This window comes from Caulobacter segnis ATCC 21756 (genome assembly GCF_000092285.1).
GTDB lineage: Bacteria > Pseudomonadota > Alphaproteobacteria > Caulobacterales > Caulobacteraceae > Caulobacter > Caulobacter segnis.
Genome location: NC_014100.1, coordinates 453,251 through 472,952, shown reverse-complemented (window position 1 = coordinate 472,952; position 19,702 = coordinate 453,251). Strand labels below are relative to the sequence as shown.

The window sequence follows — 19,702 nt, the reverse complement described above, 5'->3', positions numbered from 1 at the left end:
TGACCCCAAAATATGAAACCCGCACCCTCATCTACGACGTTGCGAATATTGATCTATTTTTCCGCTCACATTCTCACGCCAATCCAACCTTGACCGCCCTTTACCACGGCTAACCCCGAGACCGGCTCCAACGGACTATTGCTATTAGCCAACGCCCACCCTTGGGCTCGGTTGTCCGCGGAGAAGGCAATGAAGCACGCCGTCGTTGGAATGATCGCGGCCTTGGTCGCCGCCACGCCTACAAGCGCGGCCTTGGCCGCCGAGAAGGCCGCGCGCCTCAAGGCCACGCCGGTGGAAACGACGAGCAGCCGCGCGGCGATGCTCTCCATGCCCGCGTACGTCGCCGACTTATCGCCATGACGGCCGCCCCGTCCAAGTCATCGCGCCGCCAGCCACCCCGCCACGCATCGGGGCCGTGGCGCGGCCTTCCCCTTCCCCGAAATTCTTCAGGAGACTCCCATGACCCGCCTGCTGACATCCCTGGCGCTCGCCGCCGCCACCCTGGCCGTCGCGCCTAACGCCTACGCCGCGCCGGCCCCGAACGCCGCCTCCAGCCGACTGGCGCCGCCTGTCATCCACTACCGCACCGCCATGGTCGATGGCGTGAAGGTGTTCTATCGCGAGGCCGGCCCGGCCAATGGCCCTGTCGTGCTGCTGCTGCACGGCTTTCCCACCTCTTCGCACATGTTCCGCAACCTGATCCCGCTTCTCGCCGACAAGTACCGGGTCATCGCCCCAGACTATCCAGGCTATGGCCAAAGCGACGCGCCGGACCACACCCAGTTCTCCTACACTTTCGCCAATCAAGCCGACGTCATCGATAAGCTGGTGAACCAGCTAGGCCTCAAGCGCTACGCCATGTACGTCATGGATTACGGCGCCCCGATAGGCTACCGCCTCGCCCTGAAGCATCCCGAGCGTGTCAGCGGTCTGATCGTTCAGAACGGCAACGCCTACAATGAAGGCCTGCAGTCGCCATTCTGGGATCCGATCAAAGTCTACTGGAAGGATCGTACGCGGAAGAACCGCGACGCCCTGAACAGCCTCGTCACGCTGGACATCACCAAGTTCCAATACACCGACGGCATGGGCGACGTCGCGCGGATCAGCCCCGACAACTGGGTGCATGACCAAGCTCTGCTGGACCGGCCAGGCAACCGCGACATCCAATTGGACATGCTGGGCGACTATGGCTCCAACGTGCCGTTCTATCCCGACTTCCAGAAGTTCTTCCGCGATCGCCAGCCGCCGACGCTGATCGTCTGGGGCAAAAACGACAAGATCTTCCCCGAGGAAGGGGCGCATCCGTATCTTCGCGACCTGCCCAACGCCGAGATCCACATCCTCGATTCAGGCCACTTCGCGCTGGAAGATCGCCTGAGCGATATGGCGCCTTTGATCCACGACTTCCTCGATCGCAAGCTCAACAAGTAGGCTCATCACGAGACCCGAAGATATCCGCGGCCCTCAACAGGGCCGCGGATATCGTGCGCGAACGCCGCGCGAACAGGCCTCGATCCAGTCCTCGACCAGGGCGTGGCGCGTCGGTCTCAATAGGCGAGCCCTCGCGCGAACATGATCCGCCGGAGGCGGGGAGACGAGCCGACGCCGCGTCGAGGACGGCGGGCCAGGCTATGTCTAGGCTTCGTTCAGGAAACCGCGCAACAGCGCGTTATATAGCGCCGGCTGCTCGTTCATGGTCAGGTGCGAGCACCCTGCCATGACCGCCATACGCGTCTCGCCAGCGATGCCGTCACGAAGGGTCTCATGACAGTCGAGGGTGATCTCGTCGAACTCGCCGGTTGTGATCAAGGTCCTCTGGGTGATCGTCTTCAGTTCCGCGCGGCGATCCCAGTCCCGAATCTTCCCTATGATCGTGAACTCGTTGGGGCCATTGAGGACGCGATAGGCTGGCGACTTACTCAAGGACTCCAAGGTGGCCAGAACCTCCGGGCTGGGCGGAACTCGGAGCACGAAGGTGTCGTAAAACTCCTGAACAAGCGCGGCGTACTCCGGCGCGCCCGTCTTGCCGGCCTTCTCAAGGGCGTGGATCTTCTCGCCCCAGCCGTCCGGCATCGTCGCGAACAGGCGCTCGAAGCCAGCCACGACTTGGGGGATGCTGGCCATGGCGCCGCTCAGGATCAGGCGATCGACGCCAGCGCCGCGTCCTTGGCACAGGTACTCGACGGCCAGTAGAGCCCCCCAGGAGTGCCCAAGCAGCACGACCCGGTCCAGACCCAAGGCGGCGCGGACGGCGTCTACCTCATCCACCGAACGCTGGATCGAATAGACGTCGTCGTCTTCGGGCGCCTCCGACCGACCGCAGCCGAGCTGATCGTAGAAAATCACGGGACGATCGTCAGCAAGACTCCGCAGCGGCAGCAGGTACTGGTGCGACGAACCTGGCCCGCCATGCAACGTCAGGAGCGGCGGCTTGCGGCCTGATCCGAACTTTCGCCAATAGATCTTGCCACCCGGAACTCTGGCGTAACCCTCGGCTCGCGGCGCGGCGGCCAACGCCCCGCCAGCCCCCGTGGCGACTAACGCGCCCACGGCACCGGTGGCGGCTTGCAACGCGCGGCGGCGGGTCCAGCGGCGATTATTCATGGTCGATACTCCAAGCAACGATGAGAGGCCGCCCGCGCCCAGAGTGGTTTAGCCCGCGCTTGAGCGCGTCACGAGCCAGCGGAACGAAACTCAAGGTTTCCAGGAAGCCGCCTCACCCGCGCATACATCCATCGAGATCCTTGCGGCTGGCCGGTCCGACAGGGTCCGGCGGCGCCATCGCGCCGGACTGCAGCCTGTCAGGCTGCCGAAGGTGCGCGTGAAATGCGCCTGATCGGCAAAGCCGCACGCCAGAGCGATCTGACAGAGCTTCCGGCCGTCTTCCAGCATGAGGCCTTGCGCTCGCTCGACGCGTCGTCTGGCGACATAGCGCGAGAAGGTGACGCCAAAGAACCTACGAAAACAGCGCGAGAAATAGCCGGAACTGAGACGCGCGTGGCCGGCCGCAACGCTCAATGACACGCGCCCCTGAAGTCCCGCGTCGATGTACGCCCTCACCCGACTGACCTGCCACGGAAGCAGTCCTTCCGGGCGTCTATCGTGAAGGTGTCCAGGGGATCTTTCGCTGGGTTGTCGACCAGGGTGGACGATCGCGCTAGGGCCAACGATGGGTTGCGCCGCCCTGGGAGCCGCGAAAGACACATCGCACGGGATCGGGAGGAAACGGTTAGGGGCCGTGGGCGATCGCGTATCTGACTGGTGCATGCGCCATCTCCGTCATCGAGTTGTCGACCGGCAGACTAGGTGGGAGGGGCGCGTCGGTAATGTTAAGCGCAGTAAAGACGGGTCAACCGTGAGGTGGCTGGCGTTGGTCTCAAATCGCTGCACTGCGACCCTTGAGCGAGGATGGCTGGGGACCTGAGGCGTCCGCCGCAGGTGACGCTAATCCAACTCGACGCGACTGACGTGCCCACGGCGCGAAAGGCCGGTGATCAGCGTCGAGGCAGTTTTCCAAGAAGTTTTCCACCGAGGTGCGAAGCTCCGACGCCAACGTCAGAAGCTTTAGGAAGGGGAAGACAGACCCCTATATTTCCCTCAGGACTTAATGCTCCGGGACCTGCGCCGAACGACCGGTTCGGGACTATCAGGGGACTTGCGGACGGGGTCCAAATTCTCGAGGACATTGCGCAGCGCCCCGTCCATGGCGTGAGCATAGCGCATCGTCGACTTGATGTCCGCATGGCCCAGCAACTGCTGGGCCAGCTTCAGGTTTCCGCTCTTGGCCAGCATCATCGTCCCGGCGTGATGACGCGTGCCGTGGATCAGGCGCGGCATGTTGAGCCCTGCCCGCTTGGCGGCGGTGCGCATGCGCGCCTGGATGCCGCCATAGGTCAGCGGGATATACATCACCCGCCGCTCCCGCTTGCCGGCGGCCGGGATTACCAGCTCCTCGAACCAGACCGTCTCCAGACCCTCATTAATCGCCACTGCGACCCGGGCGGCGATATCGTCGGCGTGGTCCTGGCGCAGCGGCAGCAGCAAGGCCCCGCGCTTCCGCTTATTGATCACCAGGCGCGGCCCTGAGGGGTCGAAGGCCGAGGGGGGGAAGAAGAGTTCGCCAAGCCGCAGACCGTAGGTCAGCAGCAGGCTGAGCGCGGTGCGGGTGACAGGGTCGCATTGGTCGAGCCAGGCCTGTTGCTGGGCCTCGGTGTAGAGCCGCACCTCCGGTTCCGGCTCCTTGAGGGTGAGCGCGCGCCAGCTGATCTTGGGGATGGGCTTCACCTCCCAGATGGTCTCGGCCCGCCGCAGGATCCGCCGCAGCATGCCGATGATGTCGCCGTTCACTGTCGCGTTCTTGATGGGGTAGCGCTTGGCGGGCTTGCCCGGTCGGTCGGGCGCCTTCTGGAAGGTCTCGCTGCGGCGCTTCTCGATCGCCGTCGACACCTTGCGGGTAGTGATGTCGACGAGGCGGGTTTCGGGTCCCATCAGGCGCAGCAGGATCTCGAGCCGTCGCTCGACGTCGCGGGCCGTGCGCAGGTGCTTGCCGACCTCCTCCCACCATTGTCCGGCGGCCTCGTCGAGCGTCATGCCGGCCTGGTCGTCGTAGAGGCCGAGTGCGACGTCGGCCCGAACCTTGCGCTCGACCTCCTCGGCCTTGCGCATGGTCGCGACACTGGTCGACCCCGTGTAGCGCTTTCCCTTGTACTGGAAGTCGTACTGGTAGAAGCGGCTCTTGGCGGGCTTGTAGACGCTCATGGCGCGGCCCTACAGGGGAGCGGCGCGGCGCTTGGAAAACGGGATCGCGCGAACCCGGCGCTTCTCACTGGGGCGCCGGTCGCTTGGCGCGTGCGATGGCGCATCGGGGCCATCGAGCAGGTAAGCGCGCAGAGCGTGCTCGGTGTAGCTGCGCAAGCGGCCTTTGCGGACGGCCCGGATGATGCCGGCGTCGGCCATGGCCGAGAGCGTATCGACGTCGAGCCCGACCAGCTTCGCTGCGACCTTGGCCGAAGCAAGCGCGCGATCTTTGAAGGCCTCGGCGAAGCGATGCTCGGTGATTGGACCAAGGGTCTTCGCGGCCGTTGATGCCCCCTCACCTGCTCGCCAGGCTTGGAAGCCGCCGCAGGTGCAGGTTGGCGACCCACGATCGGCCGCGTCGGCTTGCGGTGGCAGAACGGGGCCGTGGTCGAAGAGGTCCGGATGCGGCGGGGTCGCCTGAGATCGACGTGCCATTTCGCCACGATGGCCGTGTCGCGGGAGCGATCAACCGACGTTAGCGGCACGTCGTACGCTGGCGCACAAAGACAGGCGATCGGCGGGTTTGCGCTCGTCGTGTCAGGTCTTCGGCAGGCTGGGCGGCACATAGGGCTCTCCGCAGCGCGGGCACACAGCCGAAGACAGGAACATGATCGCCTGATGGATCAGCGGCGCGGTGTCGCCCGGCATGTAGAGGTCCATGCGCGCGGCGATCACCAGGAGGCTCGCCACCTCGTGGAGGTTGCGCGGCTCCAGCGCCGTGATCGCCTTGAAGCGCCGGTCGCGTTCCTTCGACAGCACGTCGAGCTGGACCTCGATCGCGTCCATCTCTGGCCCCATCGGGAGCCGGCGACGCTGGTTATCGTCGAGACGGAAGTAGTCGTATCCAGAGGCCGCGAGGATCTCCAAGGCTCCCCAACGGCGGGACAGAGCGTCGGACTCGAAGTCAGCTTTAAGCCACCCCGCGCATAGGCCGACCAAGCTCTCGGGAGCCGGCGGCAAAGCGGCCTCGGCGCCAGTGCAGACCAACGGCGTCGCCGCCGCGGCGCCAAGGAGGGTGCGGCGGGAAACTGAGGTCGGATCGTCCTCACGTTTGAACATGCTGGGGCTCCCGGCGCGAGCGCTCGGTCCGATCCATGCTAAGATCGGGCGGAATCGAGTTCTGAGTGCTTAAGGATGCGCACAGAGCACCGACTAAGTCAACACACTGTGCGCGAGGATGCGATTTCCGTGTCGATTATCACGCCCATACAGGTGAAGTTAGCTCGAACCGCACTGGGGTTAGGGGTACGAGACCTTGCTGCCGCAGCCGAGGTAGCTCCCTCGACCGTGCAGCGGTTTGAGTCCGGCAAGGGCGACATGCATTCGCGCACCCTGGATAGAGTTCAGCGTGTCCTGGAAGATGGTGGAGTCATTTTCATCAGCGCCGACGCCAACGGCGGCCCTGGTGTTCGGCTGCGCTCGTAAGAGCCCGGACCTGAAAGGTCGGTGCTCGCCCTGAAGCGCTTGCCGAGCCTCTGCCGGGCGGGATGCTGAGGGTCAAGGGCGGCTTCGCCGTCGCTCCGCGATGGCGCCAAAGGCGCCACCCTTGACGCTCAGCAGCCCGTCCGGCCTTTCGTTCCACCAAGCGCTTCAGGGCGCTTTCCCTCCGAGGCGACTGGCTTGTCTTCCGACCTCAGCGGGCCTGTTTAGGTGGCTAGGGAGGGGGGCAGGAGCAGGGGAATTCTCCCTAAAAACCAGACGGCGAGATAAAAGCGCCGGGACCTTTCTGGTCTATGACGCTGATCATGTTGGGGTTTTTCAGGGACCTCGTTTCGACAGAAGGTCCCGGTTTCAAAAGCTTCTGATGTGAAAACAGAGACTTATCCGGGACCTGGCCAGGTGCTGACAGCATTTGGTCCCGACTAAGTCACTCAGCGGCTTCGATAAGTCGGGGAGTTAGGGACCGGCGTTAAGCAGTAGGTCCCTAAAATTTCTCAGAACCATGATGCACTTAGGGAGTGAAAGTCCCTGTGCTTTTATCTTGCCATACGATTCTGGATCTAAATCCGGATCGAACTTGCTTTGCGTTGGAGGCCAAAACCAAGCCTCGCTAGGCCATCACATCGCCGCGGTGGCTATCGGCATGGTCAGTTGGAAGCGCGCTCTTTGCTGAGCTTAACTGCGTCGGTAATAGTGGCGCAGGTAAGTAGCAGGTCGATGTGAGCACGTACGCGTGCGGCACGGAGAACGCTCGGTCCGGCTCTAACATCGCTTGAGGGGCGAATGGGTGGTCCGAGCGTATACAGGAAGTGGGGTCGGATCTCACCCTCCGTGATCCCAGGGAAGTGATCCGTGAAAGTGGTTATGACCTCATAGCCGTCAACATGATGGACAGACTGCAGGCGACCATCGTAGCGAAAACCTAGGTAGTTCGGCGGATTTAGCGGCCATCCATCCCCAACAGGGTGGAAGTAGCGTCCGTACTTTTCTACGACGTCCAGGAAGGTCGTCTGTCCGCCGCCGAAGGTTTCTCGGTTCAAAGCGACAACGTAAACCTCGTTCGAACTAGCAATCTGCATCCCAAGGATCTTCCCCAAATATTCGATTAGATCGCGCAGGAGTCGCCGACCTTCAGCGCCTTCTTTCGATAAGGCTTCACGTGCGCAAGCTATGACCTCGCCCCACGAGAAGACCTGAACTGGGACGCCTGCCACTGACCGTGGAGCTCTTGCCCTGAGGATCAGTTCGCGCCGGTCAGCGCGAGCGAGCACCACAAGTTTTCGCTCCGCCTGTGGATCTTTTGCAGCTAGTCGCGCGGCGTAGAGCATGAGCTGAGCCTCGCTCGGCAGATTAAAGCCGGCTTTGGCTTCGAAAATCCACGCGACACGGCCCGGAGCGCGAATTTCGACGTCGGTTATGCCAAGCCCCGGCTCCCGCTCTTGCAGCAGAATAGTAGCGGTCGGTCCCGGAACGCCCCCGCCCAGCCGACGTGCAACGGCGTCTAGAAAGGCGGGAGCACGTGCCAGGCACCAGCCGAAGGCAGACGTCATGGCATTTTCGTCGCTGCCCAAAAGTTCAAAGATGTTCCCGAGCTCGCGCCCATGGCGCTGAATCGGATGACTCGAAACGATCACGGTAGACCCTAAGTTATCGTAGCTTCCGTCGGAGCCCGCGACGTCCGGCTGATCAACCACCGGTCACCTTAGGGCTACGCTCCGCGAGAGATTCCTCCAGAGCGCTCCCCTAGCCAAACAATCTAACCAACTCCATTTCGCTCTCGCCGGCTATCTGTGCCTACTTTGGCTTTGAGCGGCCTGACGTTCAGAAACATACCTCTGGACCTCCGCCAATTCCCGGTGCAGAGGAACCTTTTTGGCGGTTCCCGGACTGAAGTCGCAAAATTGCGGCTGGAGGCTATCGAATCGCGGCAACATGACGGACGACTGCTCGCCAGGGTGGTGGATAACGATGCGATGAAGCTGGTTGAGCTGTTTTGTGGCACAGGGGGGTTTTCCCGGGGTGCTCACGCCGCTGGTTTCGAAGTTGCCGTGGCCTACGATCTCGATAAGACATTGACGTCTTCGTACGAGATCAACTTTCCCCAAACGAAACTGCGGCATGAGGACGTCGGAGAGCTGACCGGCGATAAGATTCGCGCGGAAGTCGGTGACGAGGTGTTCGGCCTTTTCGGAGGCCCCCCCTGTCAGGGGTTTAGCGACATCGGTCGTCGCGATGTGTCAGATCCGCGACGCCTCCTTCTCGGTCACTTTTTCCGCCTGGTGAAGGAAGTAAAACCCGCATTCTTCATCATGGAGAATGTTAGAGGCCTTAAGTATTCAGACTCCCTCCCCCTGCTCACGGACGCGATCGCGAGCGTCCAAGAGGACTATAAGGTCTCCGAGCCGGAGGTATTCAACGCCGCTGATTTTGGTGCAGCTACGGTTCGGAATAGAATATTTGTAGTTGGAATACGCAAGGATATTGGAGCGACCTTCGACAGGGCGGAGCTGCTGAAACTACGCCGCCCCGCTGCGACAGTTCAGCAGGCCATTGAAGATCTAGAGAGTGCTGTCGAAATGACTCCCTCTGAAAGCCTGCAGGGCTTCGATCGCTGGAAGATCGAGGGCAAAGCTGAGCCTTCCAGCTACGCATCAAAGTTGCGAGCGAAAGATTGCGTCTTCACCGGCCACATGGCCACCGCCCACACACCTGCCGTGGTGCGACGCTTCTCTGAAGTCGCACCCGGAGCGTTCGATCTGGTTGGGCGGCACCCGCGATTGAAGCCAGATGGGCAATGTCCAACACTGCGCGCCGGAACTGGTAGCGACCGCGGATCATATCAAGCGGTGCGTCCCATTCACCCGAAATTCAACCGCGTCATAACGGTACGGGAGGCTGCGCGACTGCAAGGCTTCCCAGACGATCACGTCTTTCACCCGACAATATGGCATAGCTTCCGGATGATAGGGAACAGCGTTTCGCCAATAATGGCGGAGGCGGTATTCAATGCCATAAAAAGCTGCCTGAAAATTGTAACTGATAATAGTTCAAGTACCGCCGAAAATCATACTCCCACGTCCTCTGGTCCCGACATCGATATCGCGGCGGAGTAGAATCGGTGGTTGATCGCCTGACTGAAGACCGAAGATCTTGGTTGATGTCGCGGGTCAGAAGCGAGAATACAACCCCGGAGCTTCGCGTCAGATCAATCGCCCACTCGATGGGCTTGCGATTTCGTTTGCATCGATCCGACCTGCCTGGAAAGCCTGACTTGGTGTTCCCCCGACACAAGGTGGCTATCTTTGTTCATGGGTGCTTTTGGCATAGGCACGAGGGGTGTCGTAAGGCCTCCATGCCCAAGTCCCGGCAGGAATTCTGGGGCGCAAAATTCGAAGCTAACATCGAGCGGGACCGCCGCGTAACAAGTCAACTTCGAGCTCTTGGCTGGAACGTTGAGACGATTTGGGAGTGCGAGACGCGCGACCTCAAGACGATATCGGAGCGGTTAAGTCGCGTATTCGGTCTTCTGAAGCGGAGAGATAAATAGGGGGGTACCGTGAAGGCGGTTCTAGATGCAAAAGTATCGTCTGCATATGACGACGACATATCCTCCCGATACCATTTTCCATCCAGATACCTTCCTGTGATGGAAGCCTGCGTCGATGATTGGATTGTTTTCCGTCAGCCGCGCGCAGCGGGTGGAAATCTCGCGTATTTCGCCACAGCTAAAATTGCGGCTATTGTGCCGGACCCAATGTTGGATAAGCATTACTACGCGATTATTGAGCGATATTCGCCCTTCGAGAAACCCGTTCCATGGTTAAGAGAAGGTAGATATTCCGAGCGCGCGCTGAGAGATTTGGAAAACGTCTCACAACTCGGCCTATACCTCCGCGGAAAATCCGTCCGGCCTTTGGAAGATGGGGATTTCCTAAGTATAGTTGAGGCAGGATTCTCAAATCTATGGGATTCTCCGGGCGAGGGCGACTTGGACCGCGCGGAGCTCGACCTGCTTGCTTCACGCCTGGCCGCTTCATCAGCGGCACAACGGGAAAGAGCGATCATATCGCTGCTGGTCAACAAGAAGCTCAGAGATCGAAATTTCAGACGTGCTGTGGGCGCGGCATATCATTGGAGGTGCGCGATCAGCGGCCTTAGCCTGAAGGACCGCGGAGGAAACTATGAAGTTCAAGGCGCCCACATCGTTTCCGTAGCGGAGGGTGGACCTGACATCGTGCCAAACGGCATCGCGCTATCAGGCACCCTTCACTGGCTATTCGATCGTCACTTGATCTCGATCGGCGAAGATCACGGCATACTCATCGGCACGCAGGGACTACCAACTGGTCTCCTCGCACTAATTCGCTCAAGCGGTGATCGCTTGTCTCTCCCGGCTAACCAACAGCATTGGCCGGCGGAGCAGTTCTTGAGCCGCCACCGATCTAGATTCCGGGAAATTCATCGCATCGGTTAAGCGGCCTGGAGGTTCGTCACGGCCGATTTGGGTACCATTAAAATGAGAAGGCTTGCGGCGACGAGGCTAGCTGAGCCATTGTCCGCTTAAGTTGTAGGGGGCATCGATATGGAAGCCACGCGCGTAAAAGCCGATCCCACTAAGGCATTTTTCGTTCGTACCATTACGCGAGACATTCGGCTCGAAGACTGCATTCTAGACCTGGTAGACAATTCGCTAGATGGCGCACGCTCGATGCTCGGCGCTCCTGCGTCTACCATCGACGGAAAGATAGATTTCTCTAAATTTTTGGTCGAGATCCACTTCTCCGAAGATGGCTTCAGCATTGTCGATAACTGCGGCGGCATATCGCTAGACGATGCGATCAACTATGCATTTACGTTCGGCCGGCGTGAGGATGACGATCCCGAGGATTATACCATCGGCGTTTACGGTATCGGTATGAAGCGAGCAGTTTTCAAGCTCGGGAATCAGGTATCCGTTCGGAGCACGAACCGCCCTCCAAAGAAAGGGGCAGCGCCTGAGCCATTCGAAGTGACTATCGATGTCCCGGAGTGGCTGAAGTCACCAACCTGGGATTTCGATCTAGGTCCATCCGATCCGCTATCGAAACCCGGCGTAGAAATCGTGGTTAAGGATCTAAACGACGAGGTGGCGGCTGTATTTGCCACCCCCGGTTTTGAAAATAATATGCGCAGACTTCTTGGGCGAGATTACTCTCGATTTATATCTCATGGCCTCACCATTAAGGTAAACGGAAAAGCGATTAGGCCATTCGAGTTTGGAATATTGCAGAGCGATACGATTAAGCCCTTCCGAGCTGATTTTACCTTTAGAGACGTGCGGGTGGAGTTGATCTCCGGCATGGCGGCGCAACCATCTGAGTCGGACGATCCCGATGAAGACGCGGAGAAGGAAGATCGCTCGGGATGGTATGTCCTTTGTAACGATCGCCTGGTGCTCGCTGCCGACAAGTCGATCATCACTGGCTGGGGCTACGAAGGCAAAAATCGTTGGCACCCTCAGTACCGCGGCTTCATAGGTATTGTTCACTTCTCTGCAAAGTCGACCGAAGACCTGCCATTGACTACCACGAAGAGAAGCATAGACCCCGATAGGCAGGTCTATAAGGGCGCGATCGGGCGAATGATCGAGCTGACAAGGGCTTGGATCGATTACACGAACAAGCGCAAATCGGCCCTCGAAGAGGCAAAGTCGTTGGAGGGTGGGGCAAAGTATGTCCCCGCGTTTGATCTGCCCATCAATAAGACGCTCAGCTATCCTACGCTAACAAGCGCGCCCCGCGTAAAAGAAATCACGATCCAATATCCGAAGCTCCAGCGGCTCGTTCGTGACCTAGCCCAAGGCTTTGGCGATCCCGGCCTATCCGCTCGAGAGGTTGGAAACCGCTCATTCGACTACGCCTATCGTGAACTTGTGGGTGAGGTCGAATAGATGGCGTCTTTCGACACTGTGAATTACAGCCTCAGGCCCAATAAAGCTATTCAAAGACAGATCGTATTTGATGGCCTGGATCAAATTGATCGCGTCGTACCTCTTCGCACAAGCCTGTACATAGGCTTCGGCTCTGTCTGGTTCACTGACTTTATTCTTGCCCACCGGCGGTTGGGCATTACCGATATGATATCGATTGAAAATAAGGCGATAGGAGCTGCTCGAGCTCGATTCAATGCCCCCTTTAAGAGTGTGAAGGTCGAGGAAGGCGATTCGAACGCCGTCCTGGGGAACCTGGCAAACAACGAAGTACTTTGCTCCAAGCAATGGATCGTATGGCTAGACTACGATAGATCCCTTTCCCAGGAAGTGCTCAACGACATCGTGACAGTCATGACGCACGCGTCAGAGAACTCGATATTGCTCATAACGATAAATGCATCACCTGGAAGTTTGGGCAAAAGCCCACGCGTGCGTGAAGCGTATATCCGAGGACTACTGGGGGACTCCGTTTCGCAAGATTACGGCGCGTCGAATTTCGAGGCCGAGAGCATCGTAGAAACCCTCTCAACTTCCCTTAGGGCGTACATCATCGATAAGGCGGTGCAGCTAGGCCGTCCGGGCGGATACGTCCCGGCATTCAACATGTCGTACCGAGATGGCGCTCCAATGCTGACCGTCGGCGGTGTACTTCCCGCCCTCGGAGCGCGCCCTGCTATTCGCGCGACGGTCAATGAGCCGACATGGCCGGGCTCTCCGACCATACCCATTCAGGCACCACCTCTAACGCTGAAGGAAGTCGGGGCCCTACAGAGACTCCTTCCCGCCGCGCGGCCACCTTCACGGGCTGCGTTGCGCCGTTTAGGCTTCGACTTGGAGGAGGAGCAACTTGCTGCCTATTGTGAACACTACAAGAGGTATCCGGCCTTTTTGCAGGTCGTGACTTAAGAGTACCCGGACCGTCAGGCTATGTTGCGTAGGTCAGTTGGTGGCTTTCTTTTCAGCATCTCTTCCGCTGCCGACTATCGCATTCGAGCCAACGTTGAGGTTGCGGCTGTGCATTGGGCAATTGCCGCTAGTGGCTGAGATCGACTGGAGAGAAGAACATCGACGATCCGAACGGCGCTGCGGCATCGACCATTCTCATCAATCGAGGTGTCGACGCGAGCTATCTGCAAAGCGTACTGACAAAAGACATCACTACGCTTGAGAGCCTCTACGACCTTATCGACAACGCGATTGACGCGGCCAGAGACCGAATTCTCTCAATGGCGGGCGCATCGCTCGATAAGTACGGCTTGGTGTCTAGCTACGCAGGATACTCAATTGCATTGAGGTTTGGCTCCAATTCGATTTCCCTCCTAGACAATTGCTCCGGCGTCGAAGAAGCCGCCCTAACAAGCCGCGTATTCGTGACTGGGTCTCTGTCTTCCCATCGATATGGGATTGGCCATTTCGGTATTGGACTCAAGCGCGCCCTGCTTAGACTTGGCGCATCGTATGCAATTTCAACTGACACAGGCTCTTTTGCTGCAAAGTTTCGGTTTTCGGAGGAGGACTTCGGAAACGATAGCCGACAACTCCAAGCGGATCGAGTTCCCACCTCGGGCCGCCGCAAGATGTTGGTTTGCATCAGTGATCTTAGCAGCAGCGTCCGGCAGGAGCTGGCGGATGGGGGTTGGAAAGAAGCAGTCCTAAACTCTCTTTCCCGGCGTTACGGACTGTACATCGCCAAGGGGCTGCGCATTAGCGTTCAGGGGGAACCCGTCAAGGGGTTCGGGCCGCGCCTCCGCCGGACTGGACCCGTGGCCATTCAGGCATCGCATTTTCAGTTGCCCGATGGAGGTGAGGCTTTCGTAGACGCCGGAATGCACGAGGCCTACAGGCTCACAGACGAAAGCGGTTATGATCGCGATGTGATCGGAGATCTGACGGATCAGTACGGTTGGTATTTCGTCTGTAATGATCGCATCATCCGCATCGCGGTTCGCGAGCCGGAACTTGGTTGGACGGCTAGCTGGCACCAAGAATACTATGGATTTGTCGGTTGGGTTAGATTCGTCGCCGAAGATGCGGGCAAGCTCCCCTGGGACACGAAGAAGTCGACCATCGACGTAAGCTCCTCCGCTTTCCGGGAGGTTCGGGACAAGCTTCAGGCTTTCGCAGAGACCTACAAAACTGAGGGTCGCAAGGCCCGAAAGGATCGAGCCGGTAAATCAGGTTCAAAGGCTGGAGCGAAGAGTGGTGGCAATCAGCCTCGAGGAAAGGCCAAGTCCGGGAAGGACCGTGCGTCCGGAGAGGACGGAGCAACTGCGGGCACCGGAGCTTCTTCCTCGACTGGTTCTGAGGTGCCGAACGCGAGCGATCACAACGAAAATTGGCTGACGCTTCTCCCGGAGTGCGAAGTTGAGCTCACTCACCCGAAAGTGCGCGCACTAATGTATGAGGCTCGCTATCTGGACATCGAACGCTGCTACTCCGGAGCGATGCTCTTTCGCGCCCTGATCGAAGCTGCGCTCTTCGAGAATATCAAGAAGGCAGGAAAATACGCGAGCGTTAGGCAAGCCGTGTTTGACGAGCAGGCCGCCGCAGGCCGCCCATTCGATGAAGTGCAGAAGAAGGCCTTCCGCCCCACATTTCGCCAAACGCTAGACTGGCTCAACAAAAATGATGACTACTTCCCTGTTGAGGCAAGGAGGGAATGCGTTACCGCTCGAACGAAGTTCGGAAAACACCTAAAGGAACTTAATGGCGTCGTTCATGAGGGGGATTTAATCGATAGCGGTAAGTTGAAAATTATTAGAAATGACACTTTACCGCTTTTGAGGTTCTTACTTCTGAATCCGCCGCGGGGCTCGTGAGAATTCAGCGCTCTGCGCTCAGGTGCCACGTCTCAATTCGAGAGCCGACCTAGGCTGACTAACCAATCTCAGAATCTCGGCCCTCGTCACGCACCTAGCCTTGCCATAGGGCGACAGTAGCTTTCACACGTTCTCCCAAGCCTTATTGAGGATCTGAGCCGCCAGAGCGGCCTTGTCCTTAGGTAAAAACCGGCCGTAGTGCTTGGCCACAGTCTCGGGCGTATCTTGGATTGCGTAACTCGCCTGCTCGTATGAGCCGGTCTGTTTGAGCACGTGCGTGGCGAGTACATCGCGCACGTTGTGAGGGCCATGAGGCAATAAACCTTTCACCGCTCCGCGACCGGTGTATGGATTGAAAATGCCGTATCTTTGTATGGCGAGGCGCCACGCTTCATAGAACGTGTTCTGATCGTAGGCCGCGCTTTTGCTGTTCGCCTTCACCGTCTTTACGAAGAAGGTCCCGGGGTCCGGCATCGCACCGAGAAGGCGCGGCCGGTGCTTATTCAAGTAGATATCGATTTGTTCATACAGCCCGCCCAAGTCCCTTAGGGCTAAGCAGAATGGTTGCCGACCGAAGTAGGAAGAGCCTGAGTTTTTGAATGCGGAGGCTGGTATGAAAACTTCCCATACTTTCCCCCGGTCGTTCCATCGTAGCTCGCCGCATTTTGACGTCTCGAGACGGCGTTCCGAGGAGTGCATCGAGCCGCGTGGACAGACGAGCAACTGACGCAAGTTCTTCTGTCGAACGCCCAAGTGTAGTCCAAACCGAAGCATCAGGAAGGCCCGACAGGACTCAGCCGCCGGGACGGGGTATCGGCGCGGGTTGGGCGCACGACGGAGTATCTCTTCGGTGATCAAGCGATATCCGTTTAGCGGGCTGTCGGATTCCAGAATTGCGAGGATGGGTTCGAAAGGATCCCGATGCACCGTGGCTATTCGAGAGAGCTCCTTTGCACGATGCAACGCATGGCGACGGGCCCGATCACACGCGGCGCTCCAATTGTCGCGCGCCTCGCCGATTTCTGTCTCAGATATCAAGCCGCTGATCGGTGTCAGCCGCTCGGCCAATTGAGGGTTCTGCCTCAGCCAGCCCACGCCCTCTCGGGTGAGAGCCGCGCAGAGCATAAGCATCTCGATTTCCCACCCTGTATAGAAGCCGCGCTTGGCGCGGCGCCACTCAAGGTACCAATCCCAGATCGAGGGGAAGGCGAGCAGCGCGAATGTGAGTTGGTGAGGGGCAACACCTGCACCGCGGATTTCGCTGGCCGGCGCCGCTACTAGAGCCCCAAATAGCAAGCCCAGATGTTCAGCCTTCAGCGATGCAGTCTCAGGTCCCCAAACTCCGGAACGCTGCACTCCACGAGCGCTCAGGGTCGCGGTTTTAAAGGCCAACAGTCCGGCCATTTCTTCATTGAGCGGATAGGGCGCGGCGACGATGCCCAACGGGTCTTCCGCGCGATCTTCTCGTGATATCGGCTTCTCTCGGACTCGCCCAGGCGCACTAGAGAACCGAACCGAAAATCGTTGTCGCGCTGCGCCGGCTTGATAGCGGCGATAATCTGTAGATCCCGAGATTATGACGCTACGGACCCAACTGACGATTTCTTGCTGTTTAGCCCGTGGCAGCCGATCAAAGTCGCGAGGAAGGTGCCAGGCGAGACGACGACGCTCGGGTGCGCTGAGGTTCGGTAAGTGATGACCAGCGACTGCCTTACCAGTCGACGGGAGCTTGACCCGAAAGTAACCTGGAGGAAGACCGTATCGAGCCTCTATCCGCTCCAAGGTTCGCAAGCTCGAAGCGTCACCGGGCGTCTTCGAGCCCCGCCGCCCACAATCTCAATGTCGTCACGTTCACTGTTGGCCCCAGCGCAGAAAGGGCCTTCTGCAATCTGTAGCCGGTGTCGCCGTGACGGCGCATATGCAGGTCGAGAGCTTCTGAAAAGCCTGCCGGGTCGATCCACTCCGACCATAACGGCGCGGGGCGGTCTTCTATCGGCTCCGGCTTCCGACCGCGCCGCTCAGACTCTGAACCAGCAGTGGGCCCGCTTTTCGTTGAAGACGCCATGCGACCCGATCAACCATGCTCGGGCGGAAGCACCCCAGCGACACGAATGAAAGGGGAACAATATTCGGGACTATTCCGGGGATTCGAGTCCCGAACCGTCCGATTTGATCGGCTTTGTTCCGAGATCACCTGGGCCATTTCGCAGAGAAGATGGCGCATAAGTATCTGTTTTTAAAGGCCATTCGCTGGCGGCCCGGGAGGGACTCGAACCCCCGACCTTCGCTTTAGGAAAGCGCTGCTCTATCCTGCTGAGCTACCGGGCCGCGGCGCGCGCGGGTCAGGGTGCATAGCGCAAGTTGGCGGGCGTGCGAACCCCAGGCGGGTGTGAAGCCGCTCACGTCCTAGGGCCTGACGCTAAGAACCAGGATCTGGTTGATCTGGCTGGCGTCATGGTTGTCGTCCGAGGCCAGCACCAGGGTCCGCGCGCCGTCCTTCTGACGCGGCCCCCACGCCATGGCCTCCAGGTTGTCGATCCGGATTCCCAGACGGTCGAAGTTCAGCAGAAGCCGCTTATGGACGGCGCGGACGGGCCCCTCCGCCAGGCTGGGACGCCGCGAAACATCCTCGGCCCGCGACAGGTCCGCCAGATAGAGGCGGACATGATAGGCGTATCGGCCATCGCCGCCCTTGATCCCCGAGCGTTCCAGAACCAGCAGCCGCTGGGCGTCCAGCACGAGGATCTCGCTGACGCCATTATCCCCCACGCCCACCGGCGAACCGGCCTGCACAGGGTCGATGCGGTAGGCGTATTGGGCCAAGAGACGCCCGGAACCGTCCAGACGGCTGAGGCGGACGAGGCCGCCCTCGGCGACCGAAGGGATCGGACCGTCCTGGACCAGGGGCCCTTCCATGGAGACCCACAGGGATTGTCCGTCAGCGGACCATGACATCCCCTCGAAGGTGGCGTTCTTGCGAGCGCCCGTGCGGCCGCCGGGCTCAAAGCGGAGGCCGTCGGGCGCAACGAGGCGGGCGGTGGGCCGCCCGTCCCGGCCCATTCGCCGAATGGCCGGCGGATCGCCGTGCTCGAAATCACCTTCCGTGGCCCAGAGCAGGTCCTCGCTTTTGGGATCGAAGCGGATCGCCTCGCCGTCGGCCGCCTCGGTCCCCGCCTTGCGATCCGGGAAGGTCACCCCGTCCTCACGGCGTAGGGGGATCATCGTCTGCAGCATCGGTCCGCAGGGCGCGCCGGGCCGGACATCGAGCCGCCCGAGGAAGGCGTGGGATGGACCGCGCTCGGACTTGTCGTCGCTGATGAACGCCCAAAGGCCAGAGCGGGGGTCGTGGTCGATCCCCGAGATTCCGCCATAGCCGCCGCCCTGAAAGACGATCCCCTTGGGCGTCGCGCAGGCCTTGAGCAGCGAGACGCGGGGCGCGGCCTCGGCCGGGGCGCCGGCCAGCAGGGCCAGGAGCAGCGGGAGCAGGCGCGTCTTCATAGCCGAAGCCCCGGACCCACGATGGGCCCGTCATCCCAACCCGCCATCGGCGCCCTCGCCTCGGCCCGCTCGACCGCAAAGCCCAGCTTGCGGCGGAAATCCTCGGGATCGATCCTGAACGGCTGCTTCTGGGGCTCGATCGTGTGCAGACGCGCGCGGCCGTCGTCCGGGAGGATGTAGCCGACGTCGTGCCCCCGGAAGTTGCCGATACGGGACTGCACCTCGACCAGCCAGTTCAGGGAGACGACCTGACAGCCGGGCGGCGACAGCAGGGCGTTGTGCAGGCCGGACCCGAACTCGCCGGCGACGACGGCGGCTCTCGAAAAGATCCGCGCCTGCTCGCTCCAGGACAAGGTCTCGGGACGCAGCAACGTCAGGCCCAGCTCCTGGGCGATCCCCTCGATCTCGGCCTCGTTCTCCATCTCCCGGAAGGACTCGGGCGTGCGCACGCCGCCGCGACTGACGAACAGCTTGTCGAAGCCGCCGGCGCGCGGCCAGGCCAGGGCTTCGCGCTCCAGCTCCCACCGCAGGAAGTCGTGGAAATGGTAGTCCCGATGCAGCATGTGCGGCAGCAGAACCGTCCCAACCTCAACCGCCTGGTGGAGGGAGTTGTAGGTGACGATCTCAAGGTCGGGGATGAGACTGCGGGCGATCCGGGTCATGTAGGCGGGCGCCGAGGCGGGCAGCAGCAGCGGCGCGACCACCCCGGCCTGGACGAGGGCCCGGATCAGGAAGAGCTTCGGGTACATCTCGGTCAGCCAGTGACCCCAGACGTAGTTGAAATGGGTGATCACGAAGGCCTTGGGCAGACTGAGGCGCGCCGGCGCGCGAAAGTCCCAGGCCTGCGGCGTGATGTCGTTGTCGTACCAGTACTTGATGTAGGCCGGATAAGGGCCCTCGGCGTAGACCAGCACGTCGTCGAGCTTGACGTGCGCGCCGCCGCCGCCGACGACGACGCGATGCGCGACCATCAGGTCGATGTCGGGCGCCACCACGGAATCCTGGTCGTGCAAGGCGTTCAGCAGGTCGCCGTCGCAGGGCCAGAGCATGGGTCGCGGCGGAATGCGGCCGCTGGAGGCCATGAGCGGCACGCGCGCGGCGCGATGCGCGCCGGCCAGCGCCTCCGACATCGAAACCCGGTCGCAGTCGGAAATGTCGACCGAAGCAACCATCG

The 19,702-nt window shown here is 60.4% G+C and carries 16 protein-coding genes, 1 tRNA gene and 1 pseudogene; 8 read left to right on the top strand and 10 right to left on the bottom strand.

Annotation, left to right across the window (positions count from 1 at the left end):
* Positions 1-189 precede the first annotated feature (189 nt).
* Both CSEG_RS22415 and CSEG_RS02305 read left to right on the top strand, forming a co-directional pair.
* Positions 190-360, top strand: coding sequence for a hypothetical protein (locus CSEG_RS22415; RefSeq protein WP_013077646.1), 171 nt, complete (start codon positions 190-192; stop codon positions 358-360).
* Positions 361-459: 99 nt separating this feature from the next.
* Positions 460-1,434 (top strand): alpha/beta fold hydrolase, encoded by a 975-nt coding sequence (locus CSEG_RS02305; RefSeq protein WP_013077645.1) that lies wholly within the window; start codon positions 460-462, stop codon positions 1,432-1,434.
* A gap of 204 nt (positions 1,435-1,638) precedes the next feature.
* Here the strand turns inward: CSEG_RS02305 and CSEG_RS02300 are convergent, their stop codons facing one another.
* The 6 genes from CSEG_RS02300 to CSEG_RS22410 form a co-directional block, all read right to left on the bottom strand.
* Positions 1,639-2,607 (bottom strand): proline iminopeptidase-family hydrolase, encoded by a 969-nt coding sequence (locus CSEG_RS02300; protein WP_013077644.1) that lies wholly within the window; start codon positions 2,605-2,607, stop codon positions 1,639-1,641.
* A gap of 90 nt (positions 2,608-2,697) precedes the next feature.
* A complete protein-coding gene (locus CSEG_RS21815; RefSeq protein ID WP_106907032.1) occupies positions 2,698-3,270 on the bottom strand; it encodes a helix-turn-helix domain-containing protein in 573 nt (190 codons plus the stop codon).
* A 330-nt stretch (positions 3,271-3,600) separates the two neighbouring features.
* The gene (locus CSEG_RS02295; protein ID WP_013077642.1) at positions 3,601-4,761 is read right to left on the bottom strand and encodes a tyrosine-type recombinase/integrase; all 1,161 of its coding nucleotides are present in this window, start codon (positions 4,759-4,761) and stop codon (positions 3,601-3,603) included.
* 9 nt (positions 4,762-4,770) lie between these two features.
* Complete coding sequence (locus CSEG_RS02290) at positions 4,771-5,235, bottom strand: helix-turn-helix domain-containing protein (protein ID WP_041538149.1); 465 nt, start codon at positions 5,233-5,235, stop codon at positions 4,771-4,773.
* A 102-nt stretch (positions 5,236-5,337) separates the two neighbouring features.
* On the bottom strand, positions 5,338-5,859 hold the full coding sequence (locus CSEG_RS02285; protein ID WP_013077640.1) for a hypothetical protein: 522 nt from the start codon (positions 5,857-5,859) through the stop codon (positions 5,338-5,340).
* A gap of 1,028 nt (positions 5,860-6,887) precedes the next feature.
* A complete protein-coding gene (locus CSEG_RS22410) occupies positions 6,888-7,874 on the bottom strand; it encodes a hypothetical protein (protein WP_157038963.1) in 987 nt (328 codons plus the stop codon).
* Positions 7,875-8,141: 267 nt separating this feature from the next.
* On the opposite strand from CSEG_RS22410, the gene CSEG_RS02280 reads away from it, so the two are divergent.
* The 6 genes from CSEG_RS02280 (at position 8,142) to CSEG_RS23065 (ending at position 15,030) form a co-directional block, all read left to right on the top strand.
* Positions 8,142-9,353, top strand: coding sequence for a DNA cytosine methyltransferase (locus tag CSEG_RS02280; protein ID WP_208854794.1), 1,212 nt, complete (start codon positions 8,142-8,144; stop codon positions 9,351-9,353).
* A gap of 5 nt (positions 9,354-9,358) precedes the next feature.
* Positions 9,359-9,787 (top strand): very short patch repair endonuclease, encoded by a 429-nt coding sequence (locus CSEG_RS21420; protein WP_013077636.1) that lies wholly within the window; start codon positions 9,359-9,361, stop codon positions 9,785-9,787.
* A gap of 9 nt (positions 9,788-9,796) precedes the next feature.
* A complete protein-coding gene (locus CSEG_RS21415; RefSeq protein ID WP_013077635.1) occupies positions 9,797-10,714 on the top strand; it encodes an HNH endonuclease in 918 nt (305 codons plus the stop codon).
* Positions 10,715-10,822: 108 nt separating this feature from the next.
* Positions 10,823-12,169 (top strand): ATP-binding protein, encoded by a 1,347-nt coding sequence (locus CSEG_RS21810; RefSeq protein ID WP_013077634.1) that lies wholly within the window; start codon positions 10,823-10,825, stop codon positions 12,167-12,169.
* Positions 12,170-13,117: an O-methyltransferase gene (locus CSEG_RS21805; RefSeq protein WP_013077633.1), complete on the top strand. Its 948-nt coding sequence runs from the start codon at positions 12,170-12,172 to the stop codon at positions 13,115-13,117. It abuts the gene before it with no gap.
* An 857-nt stretch (positions 13,118-13,974) separates the two neighbouring features.
* Complete coding sequence (locus CSEG_RS23065; protein ID WP_227878875.1) at positions 13,975-15,030, top strand: hypothetical protein; 1,056 nt, start codon at positions 13,975-13,977, stop codon at positions 15,028-15,030.
* Positions 15,031-15,351: 321 nt separating this feature from the next.
* On the opposite strand, the pseudogene CSEG_RS23060 reads toward CSEG_RS23065, so the two are convergent.
* From CSEG_RS23060 to CSEG_RS02255, 4 genes and pseudogenes are all read right to left on the bottom strand, one after another.
* Positions 15,352-15,804, bottom strand: a pseudogene (locus tag CSEG_RS23060) (hypothetical protein); the annotation flags it as partial.
* A gap of 1,477 nt (positions 15,805-17,281) precedes the next feature.
* Positions 17,282-17,358 (bottom strand) — tRNA-Arg (locus tag CSEG_RS02265).
* A 78-nt stretch (positions 17,359-17,436) separates the two neighbouring features.
* Positions 17,437-18,528: an esterase-like activity of phytase family protein gene (locus tag CSEG_RS02260; RefSeq protein WP_013077632.1), complete on the bottom strand. Its 1,092-nt coding sequence runs from the start codon at positions 18,526-18,528 to the stop codon at positions 17,437-17,439.
* The gene (locus CSEG_RS02255; protein WP_013077631.1) at positions 18,525-19,700 is read right to left on the bottom strand and encodes a glycosyltransferase family 61 protein; all 1,176 of its coding nucleotides are present in this window, start codon (positions 19,698-19,700) and stop codon (positions 18,525-18,527) included. Before CSEG_RS02255 ends, CSEG_RS02260 begins: the two co-directional genes overlap by 4 nt.
* Between the last annotated feature and the right edge of the window lie 2 nt (positions 19,701-19,702).

What these genes read in the sequence shown, in the direction of transcription:
- CSEG_RS02295 (WP_013077642.1), bottom strand. Translation starts at nt 4,761, where the DNA reads ATGAGCGTCTACAAGCCCGCCAAGAGCCGCTTCTACCAGTACGACTTC.
- CSEG_RS21810 (WP_013077634.1), top strand. Translation starts at nt 10,823, where the DNA reads ATGGAAGCCACGCGCGTAAAAGCCGATCCCACTAAGGCATTTTTCGTT.
- CSEG_RS02255 (WP_013077631.1), bottom strand. Translation starts at nt 19,700, where the DNA reads ATGGTTGCTTCGGTCGACATTTCCGACTGCGACCGGGTTTCGATGTCG.
- CSEG_RS21815 (WP_106907032.1), bottom strand. Translation starts at nt 3,270, where the DNA reads ATGCACCAGTCAGATACGCGATCGCCCACGGCCCCTAACCGTTTCCTC.
- CSEG_RS02300 (WP_013077644.1), bottom strand. Translation starts at nt 2,607, where the DNA reads ATGAATAATCGCCGCTGGACCCGCCGCCGCGCGTTGCAAGCCGCCACC.
- CSEG_RS02285 (WP_013077640.1), bottom strand. Translation starts at nt 5,859, where the DNA reads ATGTTCAAACGTGAGGACGATCCGACCTCAGTTTCCCGCCGCACCCTC.
- CSEG_RS02290 (WP_041538149.1), bottom strand. Translation starts at nt 5,235, where the DNA reads ATGGCACGTCGATCTCAGGCGACCCCGCCGCATCCGGACCTCTTCGAC.
- CSEG_RS21805 (WP_013077633.1), top strand. Translation starts at nt 12,170, where the DNA reads ATGGCGTCTTTCGACACTGTGAATTACAGCCTCAGGCCCAATAAAGCT.
- CSEG_RS02260 (WP_013077632.1), bottom strand. Translation starts at nt 18,528, where the DNA reads ATGAAGACGCGCCTGCTCCCGCTGCTCCTGGCCCTGCTGGCCGGCGCC.
- CSEG_RS22415 (WP_013077646.1), top strand. Translation starts at nt 190, where the DNA reads ATGAAGCACGCCGTCGTTGGAATGATCGCGGCCTTGGTCGCCGCCACG.
- CSEG_RS02305 (WP_013077645.1), top strand. Translation starts at nt 460, where the DNA reads ATGACCCGCCTGCTGACATCCCTGGCGCTCGCCGCCGCCACCCTGGCC.